The sequence below is a fragment of the Paenibacillus sp. Y930 genome (genome assembly GCF_056786375.1).
Genome location: NZ_JBXCIX010000002.1, coordinates 424,984 through 442,935, shown reverse-complemented (window position 1 = coordinate 442,935; position 17,952 = coordinate 424,984). Strand labels below are relative to the sequence as shown.

Annotated in this window: 16 protein-coding genes; 2 read left to right on the top strand and 14 right to left on the bottom strand. The window is 40.9% G+C overall.

From position 1 onward, the window contains the following. The gene (locus tag AC1TO5_RS07435) at positions 1 to 1,167 is read left to right on the top strand and encodes a Ger(x)C family spore germination protein (protein ID WP_482062164.1); all 1,167 of its coding nucleotides are present in this window, start codon (positions 1 to 3) and stop codon (positions 1,165 to 1,167) included. A 9-nt stretch (positions 1,168 to 1,176) separates the two neighbouring features. Here the strand turns inward: AC1TO5_RS07435 and AC1TO5_RS07430 are convergent, their stop codons facing one another. The 6 genes from AC1TO5_RS07430 to purM all read right to left on the bottom strand — a co-directional run bounded on the left by AC1TO5_RS07430 (position 1,177) and on the right by purM (position 8,407). After that, on the bottom strand, positions 1,177 to 2,004 hold the full coding sequence (locus AC1TO5_RS07430) for an alpha/beta hydrolase (protein WP_482062163.1): 828 nt from the start codon (positions 2,002 to 2,004) through the stop codon (positions 1,177 to 1,179). A 235-nt stretch (positions 2,005 to 2,239) separates the two neighbouring features. Beyond that, entirely contained in the window at positions 2,240 to 3,070 is an 831-nt protein-coding gene (locus AC1TO5_RS07425) for a polysaccharide deacetylase family protein (RefSeq protein ID WP_482062162.1), read from the bottom strand. Positions 3,071 to 3,346: 276 nt separating this feature from the next. Further along, positions 3,347 to 4,612: a phosphoribosylamine--glycine ligase gene (gene purD / locus AC1TO5_RS07420; RefSeq protein WP_482062161.1), complete on the bottom strand. Its 1,266-nt coding sequence runs from the start codon at positions 4,610 to 4,612 to the stop codon at positions 3,347 to 3,349. Positions 4,613 to 4,639: 27 nt separating this feature from the next. Beyond that, positions 4,640 to 6,187: a bifunctional phosphoribosylaminoimidazolecarboxamide formyltransferase/IMP cyclohydrolase gene (purH, locus tag AC1TO5_RS07415; protein ID WP_482062160.1), complete on the bottom strand. Its 1,548-nt coding sequence runs from the start codon at positions 6,185 to 6,187 to the stop codon at positions 4,640 to 4,642. 565 nt (positions 6,188 to 6,752) lie between these two features. Then, positions 6,753 to 7,364 carry a phosphoribosylglycinamide formyltransferase gene (purN, locus tag AC1TO5_RS07410; protein WP_482062159.1) on the bottom strand — a complete coding sequence of 204 codons (612 nt, stop codon included), beginning with the start codon at positions 7,362 to 7,364 and terminating at the stop codon, positions 6,753 to 6,755. Next, positions 7,364 to 8,407: a phosphoribosylformylglycinamidine cyclo-ligase gene (purM, locus tag AC1TO5_RS07405; protein ID WP_482062158.1), complete on the bottom strand. Its 1,044-nt coding sequence runs from the start codon at positions 8,405 to 8,407 to the stop codon at positions 7,364 to 7,366. The genes purN and purM overlap by 1 nt, the downstream gene beginning before the upstream one ends. A gap of 270 nt (positions 8,408 to 8,677) precedes the next feature. Here purM and AC1TO5_RS07400 point away from each other — a divergent pair, with 270 nt between their 5' ends. Next, positions 8,678 to 8,857 carry a hypothetical protein gene (locus AC1TO5_RS07400; protein WP_482062157.1) on the top strand — a complete coding sequence of 60 codons (180 nt, stop codon included), beginning with the start codon at positions 8,678 to 8,680 and terminating at the stop codon, positions 8,855 to 8,857. On the opposite strand, the gene purF is transcribed toward AC1TO5_RS07400, so the two are convergent. From purF to purE, 8 genes are all read right to left on the bottom strand, one after another. Next, entirely contained in the window at positions 8,854 to 10,329 is a 1,476-nt protein-coding gene (gene purF, locus AC1TO5_RS07395) for an amidophosphoribosyltransferase (protein WP_482062156.1), read from the bottom strand. The genes AC1TO5_RS07400 and purF overlap by 4 nt on opposite strands. After that, a complete protein-coding gene (purL, locus tag AC1TO5_RS07390; protein WP_482062155.1) occupies positions 10,314 to 12,557 on the bottom strand; it encodes a phosphoribosylformylglycinamidine synthase subunit PurL in 2,244 nt (747 codons plus the stop codon). The genes purF and purL overlap by 16 nt, the downstream gene beginning before the upstream one ends. Beyond that, the gene (gene purQ, locus AC1TO5_RS07385) at positions 12,535 to 13,230 is read right to left on the bottom strand and encodes a phosphoribosylformylglycinamidine synthase subunit PurQ (protein ID WP_482062154.1); all 696 of its coding nucleotides are present in this window, start codon (positions 13,228 to 13,230) and stop codon (positions 12,535 to 12,537) included. Before purQ ends, purL begins: the two co-directional genes overlap by 23 nt. A gap of 4 nt (positions 13,231 to 13,234) precedes the next feature. Then, positions 13,235 to 13,480: a phosphoribosylformylglycinamidine synthase subunit PurS gene (purS, locus tag AC1TO5_RS07380; protein WP_482062487.1), complete on the bottom strand. Its 246-nt coding sequence runs from the start codon at positions 13,478 to 13,480 to the stop codon at positions 13,235 to 13,237. A 106-nt stretch (positions 13,481 to 13,586) separates the two neighbouring features. Beyond that, positions 13,587 to 14,486 (bottom strand): phosphoribosylaminoimidazolesuccinocarboxamide synthase, encoded by a 900-nt coding sequence (locus AC1TO5_RS07375; RefSeq protein WP_482062153.1) that lies wholly within the window; start codon positions 14,484 to 14,486, stop codon positions 13,587 to 13,589. A 348-nt stretch (positions 14,487 to 14,834) separates the two neighbouring features. Continuing rightward, the gene (gene purB / locus AC1TO5_RS07370) at positions 14,835 to 16,130 is read right to left on the bottom strand and encodes an adenylosuccinate lyase (protein ID WP_482062152.1); all 1,296 of its coding nucleotides are present in this window, start codon (positions 16,128 to 16,130) and stop codon (positions 14,835 to 14,837) included. 27 nt (positions 16,131 to 16,157) lie between these two features. Continuing rightward, entirely contained in the window at positions 16,158 to 17,354 is a 1,197-nt protein-coding gene (purK, locus tag AC1TO5_RS07365) for a 5-(carboxyamino)imidazole ribonucleotide synthase (protein ID WP_482062151.1), read from the bottom strand. Beyond that, positions 17,351 to 17,836, bottom strand: coding sequence for a 5-(carboxyamino)imidazole ribonucleotide mutase (gene purE / locus AC1TO5_RS07360; protein ID WP_482062150.1), 486 nt, complete (start codon positions 17,834 to 17,836; stop codon positions 17,351 to 17,353). Before purE ends, purK begins: the two co-directional genes overlap by 4 nt. Between the last annotated feature and the right edge of the window lie 116 nt (positions 17,837 to 17,952).

Below are 17,952 nucleotides of genomic sequence, written 5' to 3'. Positions count from 1 at the left end.
ATGTATTTTTTGAAAAGTACATTACCATTAAAAATAATAATGATATGTACCTTAATTTTACCATTAACTGGTTGCTGGAGCTCCGTCAATATTGAAGACCAGCTATATGTTTCAGCATTAGGAGTCGATTATAAGGATGAAGAATTTACCGTATACGCACAAGTGCTTGATTTCAACAATCTTTCTCGCTCTGAAGGAGGATCAAGAATTTCTCCAGAAAAATCAACCTTTGTTGGGAAAGGTAGAGGAAAAACGATCAATCAAGCTGTATTTGATCTCTATCGTACAGCACAAGCTCATGTGGAATGGGGACATATGGGAGCTGTCGTTATCGATGTGAAGGCAATGGAAGTGTTAGGTCCAGCCATTGTCGAGCGGTTATATCGTTCTCCAAGTACACGATACAATACGTGGCTCTATGTTACTGAAACTCCAATTGATCAAATATTAGCTACAACTTCTTTTTTCGACATGACATCGCTGTTCTCAATTCTTCATCATCCACAAAACAACTATCGACAAAACTCAACCTTTCCACCAGTGATAATGTTCAAATTTATTGTCGATAGCAATGAACATGATCGTACTATTTATATCCCTTGTATCGGTATTGATAATTCTCAGTGGAGTAATTCTGAAAATCCGTTGGAATTGCTGAAGATTACTGGTGCATATTTCGAATCTCCTGCCGGAAAAAAAAGTCTATTTAGTCATGATCAATTAACCGGGATTCAATGGCTAGACGAATCTTTCAAACGTATTTCGATGGCGGTCGAAGATGAAGAGGTCATTTATGCTAACCTTACCATTTTTCAATCTCATATTAAAATTAAGCCATCCATTCAAAATGGACAAGTTAAATTTAATATAACAGCTAGCTATCAAGCGAGCATGCCCGAATATATTGAAGAAATTACTTATGAAGAGCTAGTAAAGCTCGCAGAGGATAAAATTAAAAAAGAAATATTAAACATTTACAAACTTGGTCTTGAAAATGAATTAGATTTATATAGTCTTATGCACCATTTCAGATTGAAATATCCTAAACAATGGATCTCTATGACTGACAGAGGACAAGAGTTTATTTTGAACGAAAATTCTATAGAAAGTCTAAAAGTTAATATTAACATTTCAAGTAATGGAAAATATAAACGAGAGATTCAATAACATCTACTTCTAAATAGACCAGTTCAGCCATTGGAGCTTCTGGTCTTCTAATTTGTTTAGCCACTTGCTCGTTACTTCAATAACTTCTTGCTGATGTCGGTGACTTGAATAAGTGTGGTTAGCTTGGAAAATAATTTCCTTATCGCAACTTCCATCTCCGCGCGTCCAAAATACCTTCTGATACAAGGAGCAATAATCTGCTGGTATGGTATCGTCACTTGTTCCGTGAACAACTAATACATCGCCAGCAAAGCGAGTTGCTGCCTGAAACGGCTGATGCTCCATTAATGAATCAAAGAATACAGGTGACAATGAGTAACCAAGATGGTCGGTAGTGCCCATTGTATGTGCTTCGTCAAAACTCTGTCTCCCAACGATGCGTATAATATCATTGAATGGATAGCCTACTGCTGACCATAATATAAGACGTTTAACACGCTTATCCTTGACTGATGTCATAAGTGCAACGGCGCCACCTAAGCTATGCCCGATTAAAGTGATTCTAGTGGGATCAATACAATCTAAGCTAGTAACATAATCAAGAACTGTTCTAGTCTGCTCAATCATCGAGTCAAATCCTAGCTGACCATAGTCTCCCTCACTTTCACCACATCCTGCATAATCAAAGCGCATCACATAATTACCTTGCTTTGCTAACGCTCTAGCTGTCTTCACAAATAGCCTGTCTACACCAATCCGATTCCCCACAAAGCCATGGCATATTACAATGACTTGCTTCTTTCCTTGATCTGCAGCCTCATCTGAATTACGGATAGGATAATGTAAAGTCGCAGCAAGACTAAGTTCTCCATGATGAATCGTTAATTGTTTTTCCACCGCCATTACCTCCCCTCAATTTTTGTATGCCTTCTTCATATACATATTATTCCGACCTGTTTACTATGAATTATGTATATAGAATATCATTATGCGTTTCTCCTGTCAATAAGGCAAGGGCATACATGTTCTTAAGTAAGAGCATGTATGCCGCATCTAGCTTTACTATTCAACTATGAATCACTTCACTATTACATACTCTAGCAATATCATTTGTATATTACATACTCTATCATTACAATTCATCAATAGTTACAAATATGTATCCTAACTCCGCTAAACTATCGATAGCTGTTGGCAATAGTTTTACTGTGTTCTCAACATGCTTACTTCCAAAGGAATGAAGTAATATATTACCGCCATCGCGAGCATTAGTCAAAATATTATCTAGCATATCCTCAACGGAATTACCATCCCAATCGCGCGGATCAATATTCCAGATAATAACCTGTTTGCCGTAAGACTCCAAATTTGCTCTAACCTCATCGTTAATAGCCCCATAAGGCGGTCTTACAATTTCAGGTGTATAACCAATCACTTCTTGGATTTTTTCATCGGTCTGATCAATCTCTTGCTTCAATTGCTCTGTCGTTATCTTGGTAAAACTAGGATGTGAATAAGAATGATTCCCGATCATATGGCCTTCATCTTCCATTCGTTGCAAAACTTCAGGATATTTATTAACTTGAATGCCAACAACAAAAAAAGTAGCCTTTATATTTTTCTCTTTCAATATATCTAATATTCGCGGAGTGTATTTCAAATCTGGTCCGTCATCAAATGTAAGTGCTATTCGCATCGATTTTTGATCTCCTTCATTAATCTCTTCTTTCACAGGAGGAGTAGCGTGCTCCGTAACAATTTTTTCTTCCTCAAAATCTATGTTAAGGTCTGGAAAAAAGGTCGCTACTGGATAGCCTTCTACATGAACAGGAGGACGTTCCTCACTATCATTCTGATCAATTGGAGCTATATCTGGAAAGTATGAACAAGCAGACATCATAATTAGCAATACAGATAAGATAACGAGTTGAAATGACTTGAAATAGAAGTTATTTCGTCTCATATTGCTCATCCTCTATTTAATAGTATTTCATTCAATTTCATGTAGTATCTAATCTCTATCACATAGTATAGCATATAATTATGAGAAAATATTAATCTTTATATTAAAACTGACTACTAAATTATTGTTCTATTATTGTTAACAACTTGAATAGGTATTTCCACTTTATTAATAGATTTGAGTGGAATTCTATCAATTGGGAAACAAAAAGTCCGCTGTTACTTTCATGATGAAAGTAACAGCGGGCTTTCGAAAGCCGATAAGATGAACTACCTATTAAACTAAAGCTTTCATCGCGATATCAGTGCGGCTTTGCATCCCATCAAACTGAATGCTAGCTATAGCATCATATGCATGCGCCCGCGCAGCTGCTATATTCTCTCCTAAGCCTACAACACCAAGAACACGGCCGCCATTCGTTACGAATTGACCATCCTGCATCGCTGTTCCAGCATGGAATACTAGAGCGCCCTTCGCTTCTGCTGCTTCAAGACCAGTAATTACTTTTCCTTTCGGATAAGCTGCTGGATAGCCTTCAGAAGCAATAACTACGCATACCGCTGCATCATCATTCCACTCGATTTCAAGCTCAGCTAACGTTCCGTTCATAGCAGCTAGCACGATTTCTAGTAGATCAGTCTTCAGACGAGGCAATACAACTTGAGTTTCCGGATCACCCATACGAGCGTTAAACTCGATCGTTTTCGGACCATCTTTCGTAATCATCAATCCGGCAAATAGTACACCACGGAATGGACGACCTTCGCTTACCATTGCTTTTGCAGTTGGAATAATAATATTCTCAATCGCTTCATCAATAATATGTTGATCGATATGTGGAAGTGGCGTATACGTACCCATACCACCAGTATTCGGACCTTTATCTCCGTCAAAAATCTGCTTATGATCCTGCGCAGGAACCATTGACTTAACTGTCTCGCCATCAACAAATGCTAAAATAGACATTTCTTGACCAGCTAGAAATTCTTCGATAACAACATGATTGCCAGCATCGCCAAATACTTTCTCAACCATAATGGAGCGAAGTGCTTCTTCAGCCTCTTCAAGAGTAGTTGCTACTGTAACACCTTTACCAGCGGCAAGACCATCCGCTTTAATAACGATTGGAACTTCTTGTGCTTTCAAATAAGTTAGAGCAGACTCAAAGTCTGTAAATGTCTCGTACTTAGCTGTTGGGATATTGTATTTTTTCAGTAGATCCTTCATAAAGATTTTGCTACCTTCGATTTCAGCTGCTGCTTTATTAGGACCAAAAGCAGGAATACCCGCAGCTTCAAAAGCGTCGACAATACCTTGTGCTAACGGATCATCTGGACCGACAAATACAAGATCAATGCTTGCATCCTTAGCAAAGGCAACCAGCTCGTCAAATTGGAATACACCGATCGGTACGCACTCAGCAATTTGAGCAATACCAGCATTACCTGGAGCACAATATAGCTTGCTAACTTTATCACTTTTGTTCAATGACCATACGATCGTATGTTCACGACCACCGCTACCAATAACTAAAATGTTCAATGCAAAGAGTCTCCCTTCATATTCAAATTAATGTTTGAAATGACGAACGCTTGTAAATACCATCGCAATGTTATTCGCATTTGCCACTGCAATAGACTCTTCGTCTTTAATTGATCCACCTGGTTGAATAATTGCTGTAATACCAGCTTTTGCTGCAAGCTCGACAGTATCACCCATCGGGAAGAATGCATCTGATGCAAGAATTGCTCCTTGAACATTTTCAGCAGCTTGCTCAATCGCAATACGAGCAGCACCAACACGATTCATCTGACCTGCACCAACGCCGATCGTCATATCATCTTTGGCAAGTAGAATAGCATTAGATTTCACATGTTTAACAACTTTCCATCCGAATAGCAGTTGTTTCATTTCTTCTTCAGTAGGCTGACGATCAGTTACTACTTGAAGATCTTCAATTTTAATATTATGAACATCACTCTCTTGAACTAACATACCGCCATCTACTGATGTTACTACCCAATCAGCTTGACGCTCGCCAGCTGCTTGGAATTCACCTAGCTTCATAAGACGAATATTTTTCTTCTTAGTCAATATTTCAAGTGCTTCCGCAGTAAAGTCCGGAGCAATAACGATTTCAAGGAAGATGCTTCCTAGAAGTTCAGCAGTTTCCGCACCAATCGTACGGTTAGCAGCAACAATACCACCAAAAATAGATGTTGAATCAGCTGCATAAGCTTTTTGGTAAGCTTGATGAATATCTGCTCCGATACCTACTCCACATGGATTCATATGCTTAACGGCAACAACTGCAGGCTCTTCAAATTCTTTCAAAATTGCAAGTGCTGCGTTCGCATCATTAATATTATTGTAAGAAAGCTCTTTACCATGTAGCTGCTCAGCAGTTGTAATGTTTCCACTAGCCGCCAGCGGCTTTTTATAGAACGCTGCTTTTTGATGAGGGTTCTCACCATAGCGCAAATCTTGAACCTTCTCATATGTTACTGTATAGGTTTCAGGAAGTGGATCACCTTGAAGTTTAGACAAGTAATCAGAGATTAGAGAATCGTATGCTGCAGTGTGACGGAATACTTTAGCAGCAAGACGTTTACGAGTTGCTAACGTAGTATCGCCTTCGGCTTTAAGCTCTTCAACGATTCCTGCATAGTCAGCAGCATCAACAACAACGGTAACGAAAGCATGGTTTTTCGCAGCAGAACGAAGCATCGTCGGTCCACCGATATCGATGTTTTCAATCGCATCTTCATAAGATACATCTGGTTTTGCAATCGTTTCTTTGAAAGGATACAAGTTAACTACTACTAGATCGATATAATCAAGTCCTAGATCTTTCATAGCTTGTTGATGCTCTTCACTATCACGAACAGCTAACAAACCACTATGAACTGCTGGGTGCAAAGTTTTTACACGTCCATCCAAAATTTCAGGGAAACCAGTGACATCAGAAATACCAATTACAGGTACCCCTTCTTTTTGTAGCAAATTGAAAGTACCACCTGTAGAAATAATTTCAACACCTTGCTCAGTCAAAGCTCTTGAGAACTCAACGATTCCTGTTTTGTCAGATACACTAATTAACGCTCTACGAATTGCCACTATTTATTCCTCCTACAAACTTTTTATAGCTTCCCGATGTAGCTTCCTGTTAATAAAAAGTTACTTCGAAAGCATAATCCATTTTTCATTATGTTCACGATATACTTCCCTGCAAATGAAAAATCACATCGAAAGCATAATCTTAACTTTTTATAGCTTCCTTAATTGGCTTCCTGTTAATAAAAAGTTACTTCGGAAGCATTACTTTTTTCATATACTTCCAGATAATACTTCCCTGCAAATGAAAAATCACATCGAAAGCATAATCTTAACTTTTTATAGCTTCCTTAATTGCCGTCTAGTCACTAATTAGAGAACATAATTGTTATTACTTAGATCCCACTAAGATCCCAAGATAAGAGAGACCCAGTAGCTCGAATGGAGCGGCTGTAGTGACAATTTTGGCGTTACAGCACCACAATAGCTCAATTGGAGCCGCTGTAGTGACAATTTTGGTGTTACAGCGACACAATCAGCACGCCGGACAAACACCAATTAGAGGGATTCCTCAATTTATTTCATAATCACATTCCACCAGATAGATACATATTTCGCCAGCTAGACACTAATTAGAGTTTAAAGTTACGTGTCTACCATCCAATCTGACTTTCCCTTGGGAGATCCACTGAATAACTTGCGGATACAACTCTTGCTCAATCATATGAATACGAGCAGCAAGACTTTCTTCTGTATCGCCGTCTTCAATGGCTACTGCGCGCTGAGCAACGATTGGACCACTATCTAAGCCGCCATCTACATAGTGAACCGTAACTCCTGTTACTTTCACTCCGTAGTCTAGCGCTTGCCCTAATGCATTAACACCGGGGAAGCTTGGTAGCATCGACGGATGCACATTAAGCATACGTCCATAATAGGGTTCAACTAGCACAGACGTAATAATTCTCATATAACCAGCAAGTACAACAAGATCAACCTGCTTTTGTTGCATAATTGCTAATATTTCCTGTTCATAAGCCTCACGAGAAGCATAATCCTTGGGCTTGAATACAAATGCTTCTACTCCCGCTTGCTCTGCACGTGCAACAACAGGAGCAAGTGGCTTATCACAAACAAGAAGCTCGATGGATGCATCGAGCTTCTTCTCCCGCACTGCATCCACAATAGCTTGAAAGTTCGAGCCTTGACCTGATGCAAATACAGCGATACGTAATGTCATTATACTTCTGCTCCAGTAAACGTTACGAGGCGGTTACCTTCCGTTACCGTTCCGATAGCGTAGGCTTGCTCACCTAACTCATTAGCAATACGAATTGCTTCTTCGGCTTGCTCAGCTGGAACAACCACAACAAGTCCAATGCCCATATTAAATGTTGTGAACATGTCACGATTCGTAACATTTCCTTTTTGTTGCATTAATTCGAAGATTGGTAAAATTGGCCATGAACCATAGTTCACATCAACATTAACACCTTCTGGTAGTACACGAGGTATATTTTCAATAAATCCGCCGCCAGTAATGTGAGCCATACCTTTCACATTTACTTGCTCGATTAATTTCAAAGCTGATTTCACATAAATTTTCGTTGGCTCTAGTAGAACGTCTCCAAGCTTTGCTCCACCTAATTCAGCAAGCTCATCTTGCAGAGAATAACCTACTTCTTCAAGCAGAAGACGACGCACAAGCGAGAAGCCATTACTATGAATACCGCTTGAAGCGAAGCCTAGCACAACATCACCAGGAGCTATAGTTGAACCATCAATCATCTTCGCACGATCAACGATACCAACCGTAAATCCAGCAATATCATATTCATCCTCTGAATACATACCAGGCATCTCAGCAGTTTCACCACCGATTAGCGCACAACCAGATTGTACACATCCTTCAGAAATACCAGCAACGATTGCTTCGATCTTCTCAGGCACTACTTTGCCGCAAGCAAGATAGTCAAGGAAGAATAAAGGCTCAGCACCTTGCACAATAATATCGTTTACGCACATTGCTACAGCATCAATACCGATCGTATCATGTTTGTCCATTGCGAATGCAAGCATCAGCTTTGTACCAACGCCATCAGTACCAGAAACCAATACTGGCTCTTCATACTTTTCCTTGTTCAAACTGAACAAGCCACCGAATCCACCAAGATCAGCCATAACCTCCGGACGGAAAGTACGTTTTACATGCTTCTTCATACGTTCTACTGCTTCATTACCCGCCGCAATATCGACGCCAGCTTTTTTGTACGCTTCTGACATTAATGTCAACTCCTAAAATTTTTCGTTAACTTCTCGAAATAACTTCTCGTAAACGAAAAATTACTTCGAAAGCATAAACCATTTTTCATTAACTTCTCGATATACTTCCTGCAAATGAAAAAATTACATCGAAAGCTTATACTACTTTTCATTATCTTCTCGAAGCAACTTCTCGCAAACGAAAAATCACCTCGGAAGCATAAACCATTCTTCATAACTTCTCGATATACTTCCTGCAAATGAAAAAATCACTTCGGAAGCTTATAGTTCATGTTCAAAAAGTGGACTTTCAGAATCGAGCAGGTGAAGCGCTACTTGAGAATGGCGGAAGCGCAAGTGTACATGATTACGTACACGCGAACCGTACTTTCCAAGTTCGCTTCAGATGCGATGTCGAGTAACCTACCTGCGTTACTTCGTTATCAAAGTCCACTTTTTGAACTTCCTTAACAGCTTTTATCGGATGTTTCATCTACTTCAGTTGGATAATCATTATCAAAGCATCCCATACACATACCATGCTTATACTTTCCATCATGACCGCCAACAGCTTCCATCAAACCTTCATCAGATAAGAAGGTTAGTGAATCTGCATTAATCTGTTGACGAATTTCCTCAACGGTACGATATGATGCGATCAATTCATCGCGATTAGGCGTATCAATACCATAGTAGCAAGGATTTTTGAATGGTGGTGAAGTAATTCTGACATGCACTTCAGTAGCACCAGCTTCACGTAACAAGTTGACGATACGTAACGAAGTTGTTCCACGAACGATCGAATCATCAATCATAACCACTCGTTTACCTTCTACTACTTTACGAACAGCCGAAAGCTTCATCTTAACCCCTTTTTCACGAAGTTCCTGTGAAGGTTGGATGAAAGTACGACCTGTATATTTATTTTTAATCAAACCTAGCTCATATGGAATACCTGTTTGCTCTGCATAACCAATCGCAGCTGAAATACTGGAGTCAGGCACACCTGTCACAATATCCGCATCTACAAAAGATTCTGTTGCAAGGCGTTTCCCCATACGTTTACGAGCGGCATGAATGTTAATTTCATTAATATCACTATCCGGTCTTGCGAAGTAAATATACTCCATCGCACAAATCGCACGACGAGCCTCACCAGCATCATAACGTTCATAGCTAACGCCATTTTCATCAATAATGATCATTTCGCCAGGCTGTACATCTCGCATATACACGGCACCAACAGCTTCAAAGCCGCAAGTTTCAGATGAGAACGCATAGCCCTCACCAAGCGTTGCCATAGCTAATGGACGCAAACCATGTGGATCTGTTGCTGCAATCATCTTGTTGTTCGTCATAATTAAGAAAGCAAAACCGCCAACTAGACGTGCTAGTGCATCACGAGCTGCTTCCACAAAATCCTTCGATGAACGAGCAATTAAATGAGCGATAACTTCTGTATCACTTGAAGTTTGAAAAATTGAACCACTCATTTCTAACTCTTTACGTATTTCAGGAGCATTAACAATATTACCGTTCGTAGCAACCGCAAGATCGCCGTCACGGTACTTGAAAATTAGCGGCTGTGCGTTTGCCAATCTGCTTTCCCCTGCTGTCGAGTAACGTACATGTCCAATCGCACGCTCCCCCTTCAGCTTTGAAAGAATATCTTGCGTAAATACTTCCTTTACAAGACCCATCTCACGGTGGTAATTAAATTGATTATTGTCGCTAACGTCGACTGTACAAATGCCTGCACTTTCTTCTCCACGATGCTGAAGAGCATGCAAACCATAATACGATACGCCAGCAGCATCGGGGTGCCCGAAAACTCCGAACACACCGCACTCTTCTCTTAGCTTATCGAAGATATCATCACGACCGATACCTTCGTTATAATGATCACCCGTCCAAAGTTGTAAGTCTTTTACTTCATTAGACATGGGATCGCTTCCTTCCACACTCTCGCGAATTTAGCGACTGGACCATTAATTGCAGCTTTGTCATTAACAGAAATATTTAGATCGTTGCCGCCAACCGTACCGATTACAGCATGAGCAACACCTTTTGCTACTAAATGAGCAAGTAACTCATCAGCTTTTGCTGGTGTAGCAGACAATAGAATACGAGATTGAGACTCACTGAATAGATAATGATCAGTACGTAGACTAGTCGTCGTAGCAACGTTTGCTCCGATGTTACCACTAATGCAGCTTTCTACGATTGCCGTTGCAATACCACCTTCAGACAAGTCATGAGCAGAAGCAACAAAACCAGCTTGGATGGCAGTTAATACGGCTTGTTGAACATTTTTCTCAACAGCTAGGTCAAGTTCTGGAGGGCGTCCAGATGGAGCACCATTCTTCACATATTGAAGCTCAGAACCACCGAACTCAGCCTTTGTTTCGCCAAGAAGAACAATGATATCGCCTTCTGATTTGAAACCTTGAGTCGTAATATGATCTATGTCGTGTACAAGTCCTACCATACCGATAACTGGTGTAGGGTAGATTGCACCTTTATTATTTTCATTGTACAAGCTTACGTTACCACCGATAACTGGAGTTTCTAGTGCTACACAAGCTTCACTAATACCATCAGCAGATTTCTCAAGTTGCCAGAATACTTCTGGTTTATCTGGAGAACCAAAGTTCAAGTTATCTGTAATCGCCAGTGGCTCAGCACCAGAACATACGATGTTACGCGCCGCTTCAGATACGGCAATACGTCCGCCCATTTCTGGATCAAGATATACATAACGGCTATTACAGTCTGTCGTCATTGCAAGTGCTTTGCGAGTACCGTCAACTAATACGACAGCTGCATCAGAACCTGGTTGAACGGCAGTCGCTGTACGAACCATATAATCATATTGGTTATAAACCCACTCTTTGCTTGCTACAGTTGGAGATGCAAGAATCTCTTCTAGTGTTCCGTTCAAATCTGTAAGCTCAGCAAAGTCTGCTGCATCTACATTAGCAAATTCTCGATAATATGCTGGCTCAGAAGATGGCTTATTGTATACAGGACACTCATCAACTAGTGCTTGTACAGGCATATCGGCTACTTCTTTACCTTTATGAATAAGACGAAGACGTCCATCATCCGTTACTTTACCAACCTTCGCACAAATAATACCCCAACGCTCGAAAATTTCTTTCGCTTGTGCTTCATGTTTTGGTTCAATAACGAATAGCATACGCTCTTGAGATTCAGATAGCATCATTTCATATGGTGTCATATCTGTTTCACGTTGTGGAACTTCATCAAGATATAACTCAAGACCGTTACCTGCTTTAGATGCCATCTCAGCACTTGAGCATGTAAGTCCAGCAGCACCCATATCTTGAATACCTAGTACGATACCTGAGTTGATTAGCTCAAGCGTAGCTTCCATAACTAGCTTTTCCATAAATGGATCGCCAACTTGAACAGCAGTACGGTTTTGCTCTGATTCTTCAGATAGTTCAACAGAGGAGAATGTTGCACCGTGAATACCATCACGACCCGTTGCAGGACCAACATAGAATACCGGGTTACCTACACCTTTTGCAACACCAGTTTGAATTTTATCATGATCGATTAACCCAACGCACATCGCGTTAACAAGCGGGTTACCTTCGTAGCTTTCATCAAAGTTAACTTCGCCGCCAACGGTCGGAACACCGATACAGTTACCGTAGCCAGCAATACCGCTAACAACGTTCTCGAACAAGTACTTCACGCGTTCATTTTCTAGGCTACCAAAGCGAAGACTGTTAAGCAGTGCAATTGGACGAGCACCCATCGAGAAAATATCACGAAGGATACCACCAACACCCGTTGCAGCACCTTGGAAAGGCTCGACTGCAGATGGATGGTTATGTGATTCAATTTTGAATACGACTGCTTGGTTGTCACCGATATCGACGATACCAGCACCTTCACCAGGACCCATAAGAACTTTTGGTCCAGTAATCGGGAATTTTTTCAGAATTGGCTTAGAGCTTTTGTAAGCACAGTGCTCAGACCACATAACACTGAATACACCAATTTCTGTATAGTTGGGCTTGCGTCCAAGGAAGCCACAGATTAGATCAAATTCAGAATCTGATACGCCGAATTGTTGATAGATTTTTTGCTCCGCGATTTGTTCTACGGTTGGTTCCTTAGCCGTTAATTGCTGTGCCATGTTGTTCCCTCCATGCATTCAAAATCGATGTAAACATACGTTTGCCGTCCGCAGAACCTAAGATTTCGCTAACTGCGCGCTCAGGGTGAGGCATCATTCCTACTACATTACCTGCTTTATTACTAATTCCTGCAATATTATCCACAGAACCATTCGGGTTAGTGTCATCTGCATAGCGGAATACGATTTGATTATTCTCGTTCAATTCTGCTAGTGTCTCATCGTCGCAGAAGTAGTTACCTTCACCATGTGCAATTGGAATATTAATAATTTCGCCTTGTGCATAATCTGTTGTAAATGGTGTTTTGTTATTCACAACTTCAAGCGGCGTTTGGTGACAACGGAATTTCAAACCATTGTTACGAATCAATGCGCCTGGTAGCAAATTAGCTTCCGTAAGAATTTGGAAACCATTGCAAATCCCTAAAATATATTTACCTGCATCAGCAGCTTTTTGAACTTCATTCATAACATTAGCAAAGCGTGCAATTGCACCGCAACGAAGATAATCTCCATAGGAGAATCCACCCGGTACTAGAATACAGTCATAAGCAGACAAGTCCGTCGCTGTATGCCATACATAATCTACTTCTTGACCAATGGCTTGCTCAACAGCCTTATAGCAGTCGATATCACAGTTAGAGCCTGGAAATACAAGAACAGCAAACTTCATAACATTAGTCCTCCAGTTCAAATCGGTAGTCTTCAACAACAGTGTTAGCTAATAGCTTTTCACACATAACTTTAAGGCGAGCTTCTGCCTCTGCACGATCAGTAGTATCAAGATTAACTTCCAAATACTTTCCAATTCGCACTTTCCCAACTTCATTGAATCCCATTGAGTGAAGTGCGCCTTGCACAGCAGTCCCTTGTGGATCTAGTACATTCTCTTTAATCGTTACGTAAACAGTTGCCTTCATAATATCCTCCTAGGGACTTTGAGTTTACTACTCGCGGGGGGTTACATATAAGAAATCGTATGTGCGGCAGTATAGTCCATATTGTTTATATTTAGATTATTTAGATTAATTAGCTTAATTGCTGGCCCGTAATAGAAGTGTAAATATTACGATAACGAGCCGCCGTCTCTTCAACAATATGTGCTGGGAGGGGCGCTGGTTTACTATCTCGATCCCAGTCAGAGCTTAATAGATAAGCGCGAACGGGTTCTTTGTCCATACTCTCAATTTCAATATCATAAGCGAATTTATCTTGTGCCCAGAAACGAGCAGAGTCTGGCGTGAAGATTTCATCAATTAAAATAATCTCGCCATCGATAATGCCAAATTCGAATTTACAATCTACAAGGATGATCCCCTTATCCAAGCAATACGCTTGGGCGAAGTTATAGAGTGCAATACTATGCTCGCGCAATGCCTCAGCAAGTTCCTTGCCAATACGCTTACTCATCTCAGCAAATGAAATATCTTCATCATGACCGATATCATTTTTTGCTGAAGGTGTGAAGATCGGCTCAGCAAGCTTCTCATTTTTACGTAAGCCAGCTGGTAACGATTCTCCGTTTATACTACCTGATTCCTGGTATTGTCTCCAGCCGCCGCCCGTAATATAGCCGCGAACGATACATTCCATATCGATACGTTCAGCTTTACGAGACACCATAATACGATTTTTCAGCAATTCAGGATCAGTAACAATGTCGCCTAGCTTATATACATCCGTATGAACAACATGATTAGCAATGACATTTTCAGTTATTGCAAACCAATAGGCAGAAAGTGAGTTCAACACATTCCCTTTGTCAGGAACCGCAGGATCAAGTACATAGTCAAATGCAGAGATTCGGTCTGTAACAACAATCAGGAAATGCTCGCCTAGATCATACAATTCGCGAACCTTCCCTTTATAAATAAGAGGTGCACGAACATAGTCAACCGCTGAAGAAATAGCTTGCACTTGCGTAGTCATTAACATAGATCCCTCCTAAGTAAAGTTTTCGATTTATAAATGAGACTTTTTGAAATTTTATAAAATAAAATTTCAAAAGATCACTTCAATGAAATAGCCCAACATGTTTGCTTCGAAGCTAGTTCACGCGTCAGCACGGAGAAGCATGCGAATGTCGAAAACTTCAAATCGAAGTTGAAAAAGCGGGCTTTCAGAATCGAGAAGATGGAGCGCTACTTGAGAAAGGTGGAAGCGCAAGTGTACGTTATTGGTACACGCGAACCGCACTTTCCAAGTTCGCTTCATCTTCGATGTCGAATACGCTACGTCAGCATACTCATCGTTATCAAAGTCCGCTTTTTCAACAACCTATACTAAGCCTAGGCGGGTGAAGATAGTGTCTACATGCTTAAGATGCCACTGCGGATTAAACGCATCATCCAACTCTTCTGGCGATAATACAGCTGTAATCTCAGCTGTTTCTTCTATAATAGTACGGAATTGTACTTTTGTTTCCCAGGCCTGCATTGCACGAGGTTGAACGGTATCATAAGCTGCCTCACGGCTGAAACCTTTGTCGATCAACTTCGTTAATACACGACCAGAGAATGGAACACCATACGTAGCACTCATGTTACGTTTCATGTTTTCAGGGAACACTGTCAAGTTTTTGATAATGTTTCCTAGACGATTAAGCATATAATTAAGAAGCATTGTTGCATCTGGAAGAATTACACGCTCAGCTGATGAATGAGAAATATCTCTTTCATGCCATAGCGTTACGTTTTCGTATGCAGTAAGCATATGTCCACGAATAACACGAGATAGACCAGAGATGTTTTCACAACCAATTGGGTTACGTTTGTGAGGCATTGCAGAAGATCCTTTTTGACCTTTAGCGAAAGCTTCCTCAACTTCACGGATCTCACTCTTTTGCAGCGCACGAATTTCCGTTGCGAATTTATCAAGAGAAGTTGCAATTAACGCTAATGTTGCCATATATTCAGCATGACGATCACGCTGAAGCGTTTGTGTAGAAATAGGAGCTGGCTTAGTACCTAGCTTCTTACAAACAAATTCTTCAACGAATGGATCGATGTTAGCATACGTTCCAACCGCACCAGAAATTTTACCGTATTGAACGTTATCAGCCGCATGCTCGAAGCGCTCAAGATTACGTTTCATTTCCTCATACCATAGAGCAAGCTTCAAACCGAATGTCGTAGGTTCCGCGTGTACACCATGTGTACGACCCATCATTGGTGTATCTTTATATTGAATCGCTTTATCGCGAACATTCGCAATAAAGTTCTTGATATCTTTTCTAAGTATTTCATTTGCTTGAAGTAGCAAATAGCCTGTAGCAGTGTCAACAACGTCTGTTGAAGTTAGACCGTAGTGCACCCATTTGCGTTCTGGACCAACCGTCTCAGATACTGCACGTGTGAAAGCAATAACATCGTGACGAGTTTCTTGCTCGATCTCATAAATGCGCTCTACATCAAAAGTAGCTTTAGCACGAAGTGCCTCAACATCTTCAGCTGGGATAACGCCTAGCTCTACCCATGCTTCACAAGCACAAAGTTCTACTTCTAACCAAGCTTGGAATTTATTTTGTTCTGTCCAAATCGCTCTCATCTCTGGTCTGCTATAACGCTCCAACATTCTAGTAACACCCTTCCAGTATCTAAGTTAATTATTCCAACTTGCCCATTCTTCTGTCCAAATGCCAGTAGCTTCAATCCACTGCATTGCATCATCAACGCTACGAGCTAATACGTTCACATGACCCATTTTACGGTTATGGACAGCATCAGCTTTCCCATACAAATGAAGCTTTGTTGTTACAGCCAATTGATCGGCAAGCTCATCATGTGCTGCAAATCTCTCAAGCATTGGTGCAACATGCTGACCTAGTACATTGACCATCACAACTGGAGTTGTTAGGCTCGTATCTCCTAGCGGTAAGTTACATACAGAGCGAATATGCTGCTCAAATTGTGATGTACGACATGCTTCCATTGTATAATGACCGCTATTATGTGGACGAGGTGCAAGCTCATTAACGAAAAGCTCACCTTGCTCGGTTACAAACATTTCTACTGCAATTAGTCCTACTGCATCAAGTCCTTGCGCAATTTGCATAGCAAGTAGCTCAGCTTGTTGTTGTAATGCTGGTTCGATGCGTGCCGGAACGATAGACAGATGAAGAATATTACTAGTATGAATGTTTTCAGATGCAGGGAAAACTTTCACTTCACCTTGCGGACTGCGTGCTGCAATAACTGAAATTTCTTTTTGAAATTTGATAAATTTCTCCAATACTAGCTCAGTTTTCGCCTTTACTAATGTCTTATATGCTTCAGCAATCTCTTGCTCGTTTCGAATTACCCATTGACCTTTGCCATCGTAACCACCTGTAGCTATCTTCAAGACACAAGGTACACCGAACTCGGCAACAGCAGCTTCCAGATCAGCTTGTGATGTAATTTCACGATAAGGAGCAACCTGTACACCAGCAGCCTCGATCGCACGCTTCTCACGCAAACGATGCTGAGTCGTATACAGCAAGTGGCTTCCTTGCGGGACATAAGCTTCTTCCATTAACATAGCCGCTACACCAGCATCTACATTTTCAAATTCATACGTAATGACATCCGCACGCTTCGCAAGCTCACGAGCAGCATTGGCATCGTCGTATTTCGCAACAATTTGCTCACTCACTTGCCCCATTGGTCCACCAACTGTTGGATCAAGCGTTACAAAGCGATATCCGAGCTCACTACCAGCGTTCGCAATCATACGTCCCAGTTGACCGCCACCAAGCACTCCAATTGTAGAGCCAGGTAGAATAGTCTTAATAGTTACGTCCACTTGACGCTCACTCATATCTCTTCACTACTTTCTAACACTTCTTGCTTCACGCGTTCTCTACGAGCTGCGACGCGCACTTGTAATTCGCTATCTGACGTTGCTAGCATCTGTGCTGCTAGTAGGCCTGCATTCGTTGCTCCTGCATTACCAATCGCTACCGTTGCCACAGGAATACCACCTGGCATTTGTACGATAGAAAGCAAGGAATCTAGTCCACTCAAATTCGAGGATTTCACTGGAACACCAATAACGGGCAATATCGTTTTTGCTGCAACCATACCAGGTAAATGTGCAGCACCACCTGCACCGGCAATAATGACCTTAATTCCTCGTTGCTGAGCAGTTTCTGCATATTCAAACATTAGATCAGGAGTACGATGCGCAGAAACCACTTTTTTCTCATAGGGAATTTCAAGCTCTTCCAGAATATCACAAGCTAGCTTCATTGTTGCCCAATCTGACTTGCTTCCCATGATTACGCCAACCTTTGCAGACATTACGAATGACCTACTTTCTATATATAAAGTTAATGATCTTTACTTCAATCTAATGATAATCTCTACATGAATTTAATCACAATTTATACATGCAATTAAAACAAAAAACACAAAAA

Coding starts and splice junctions, on each gene's coding strand:
- purN (WP_482062159.1), bottom strand. CDS start 7,364: ATGACATTACGTATCGCTGTATTTGCATCAGGTCAAGGCTCGAACTTT.
- purB (WP_482062152.1), bottom strand. CDS start 16,130: ATGTTGGAGCGTTATAGCAGACCAGAGATGAGAGCGATTTGGACAGAA.
- purE (WP_482062150.1), bottom strand. CDS start 17,836: ATGTCTGCAAAGGTTGGCGTAATCATGGGAAGCAAGTCAGATTGGGCA.
- AC1TO5_RS07375 (WP_482062153.1), bottom strand. CDS start 14,486: ATGACTACGCAAGTGCAAGCTATTTCTTCAGCGGTTGACTATGTTCGT.
- AC1TO5_RS07435 (WP_482062164.1), top strand. CDS start 1: ATGTATTTTTTGAAAAGTACATTACCATTAAAAATAATAATGATATGT.
- purL (WP_482062155.1), bottom strand. CDS start 12,557: ATGGCACAGCAATTAACGGCTAAGGAACCAACCGTAGAACAAATCGCG.
- purM (WP_482062158.1), bottom strand. CDS start 8,407: ATGTCAGAAGCGTACAAAAAAGCTGGCGTCGATATTGCGGCGGGTAAT.
- AC1TO5_RS07400 (WP_482062157.1), top strand. CDS start 8,678: ATGTTCAAAAAGTGGACTTTCAGAATCGAGCAGGTGAAGCGCTACTTG.
- purQ (WP_482062154.1), bottom strand. CDS start 13,230: ATGAAGTTTGCTGTTCTTGTATTTCCAGGCTCTAACTGTGATATCGAC.
- purK (WP_482062151.1), bottom strand. CDS start 17,354: ATGAGTGAGCGTCAAGTGGACGTAACTATTAAGACTATTCTACCTGGC.
- purF (WP_482062156.1), bottom strand. CDS start 10,329: ATGTCTAATGAAGTAAAAGACTTACAACTTTGGACGGGTGATCATTAT.
- AC1TO5_RS07425 (WP_482062162.1), bottom strand. CDS start 3,070: ATGAGACGAAATAACTTCTATTTCAAGTCATTTCAACTCGTTATCTTA.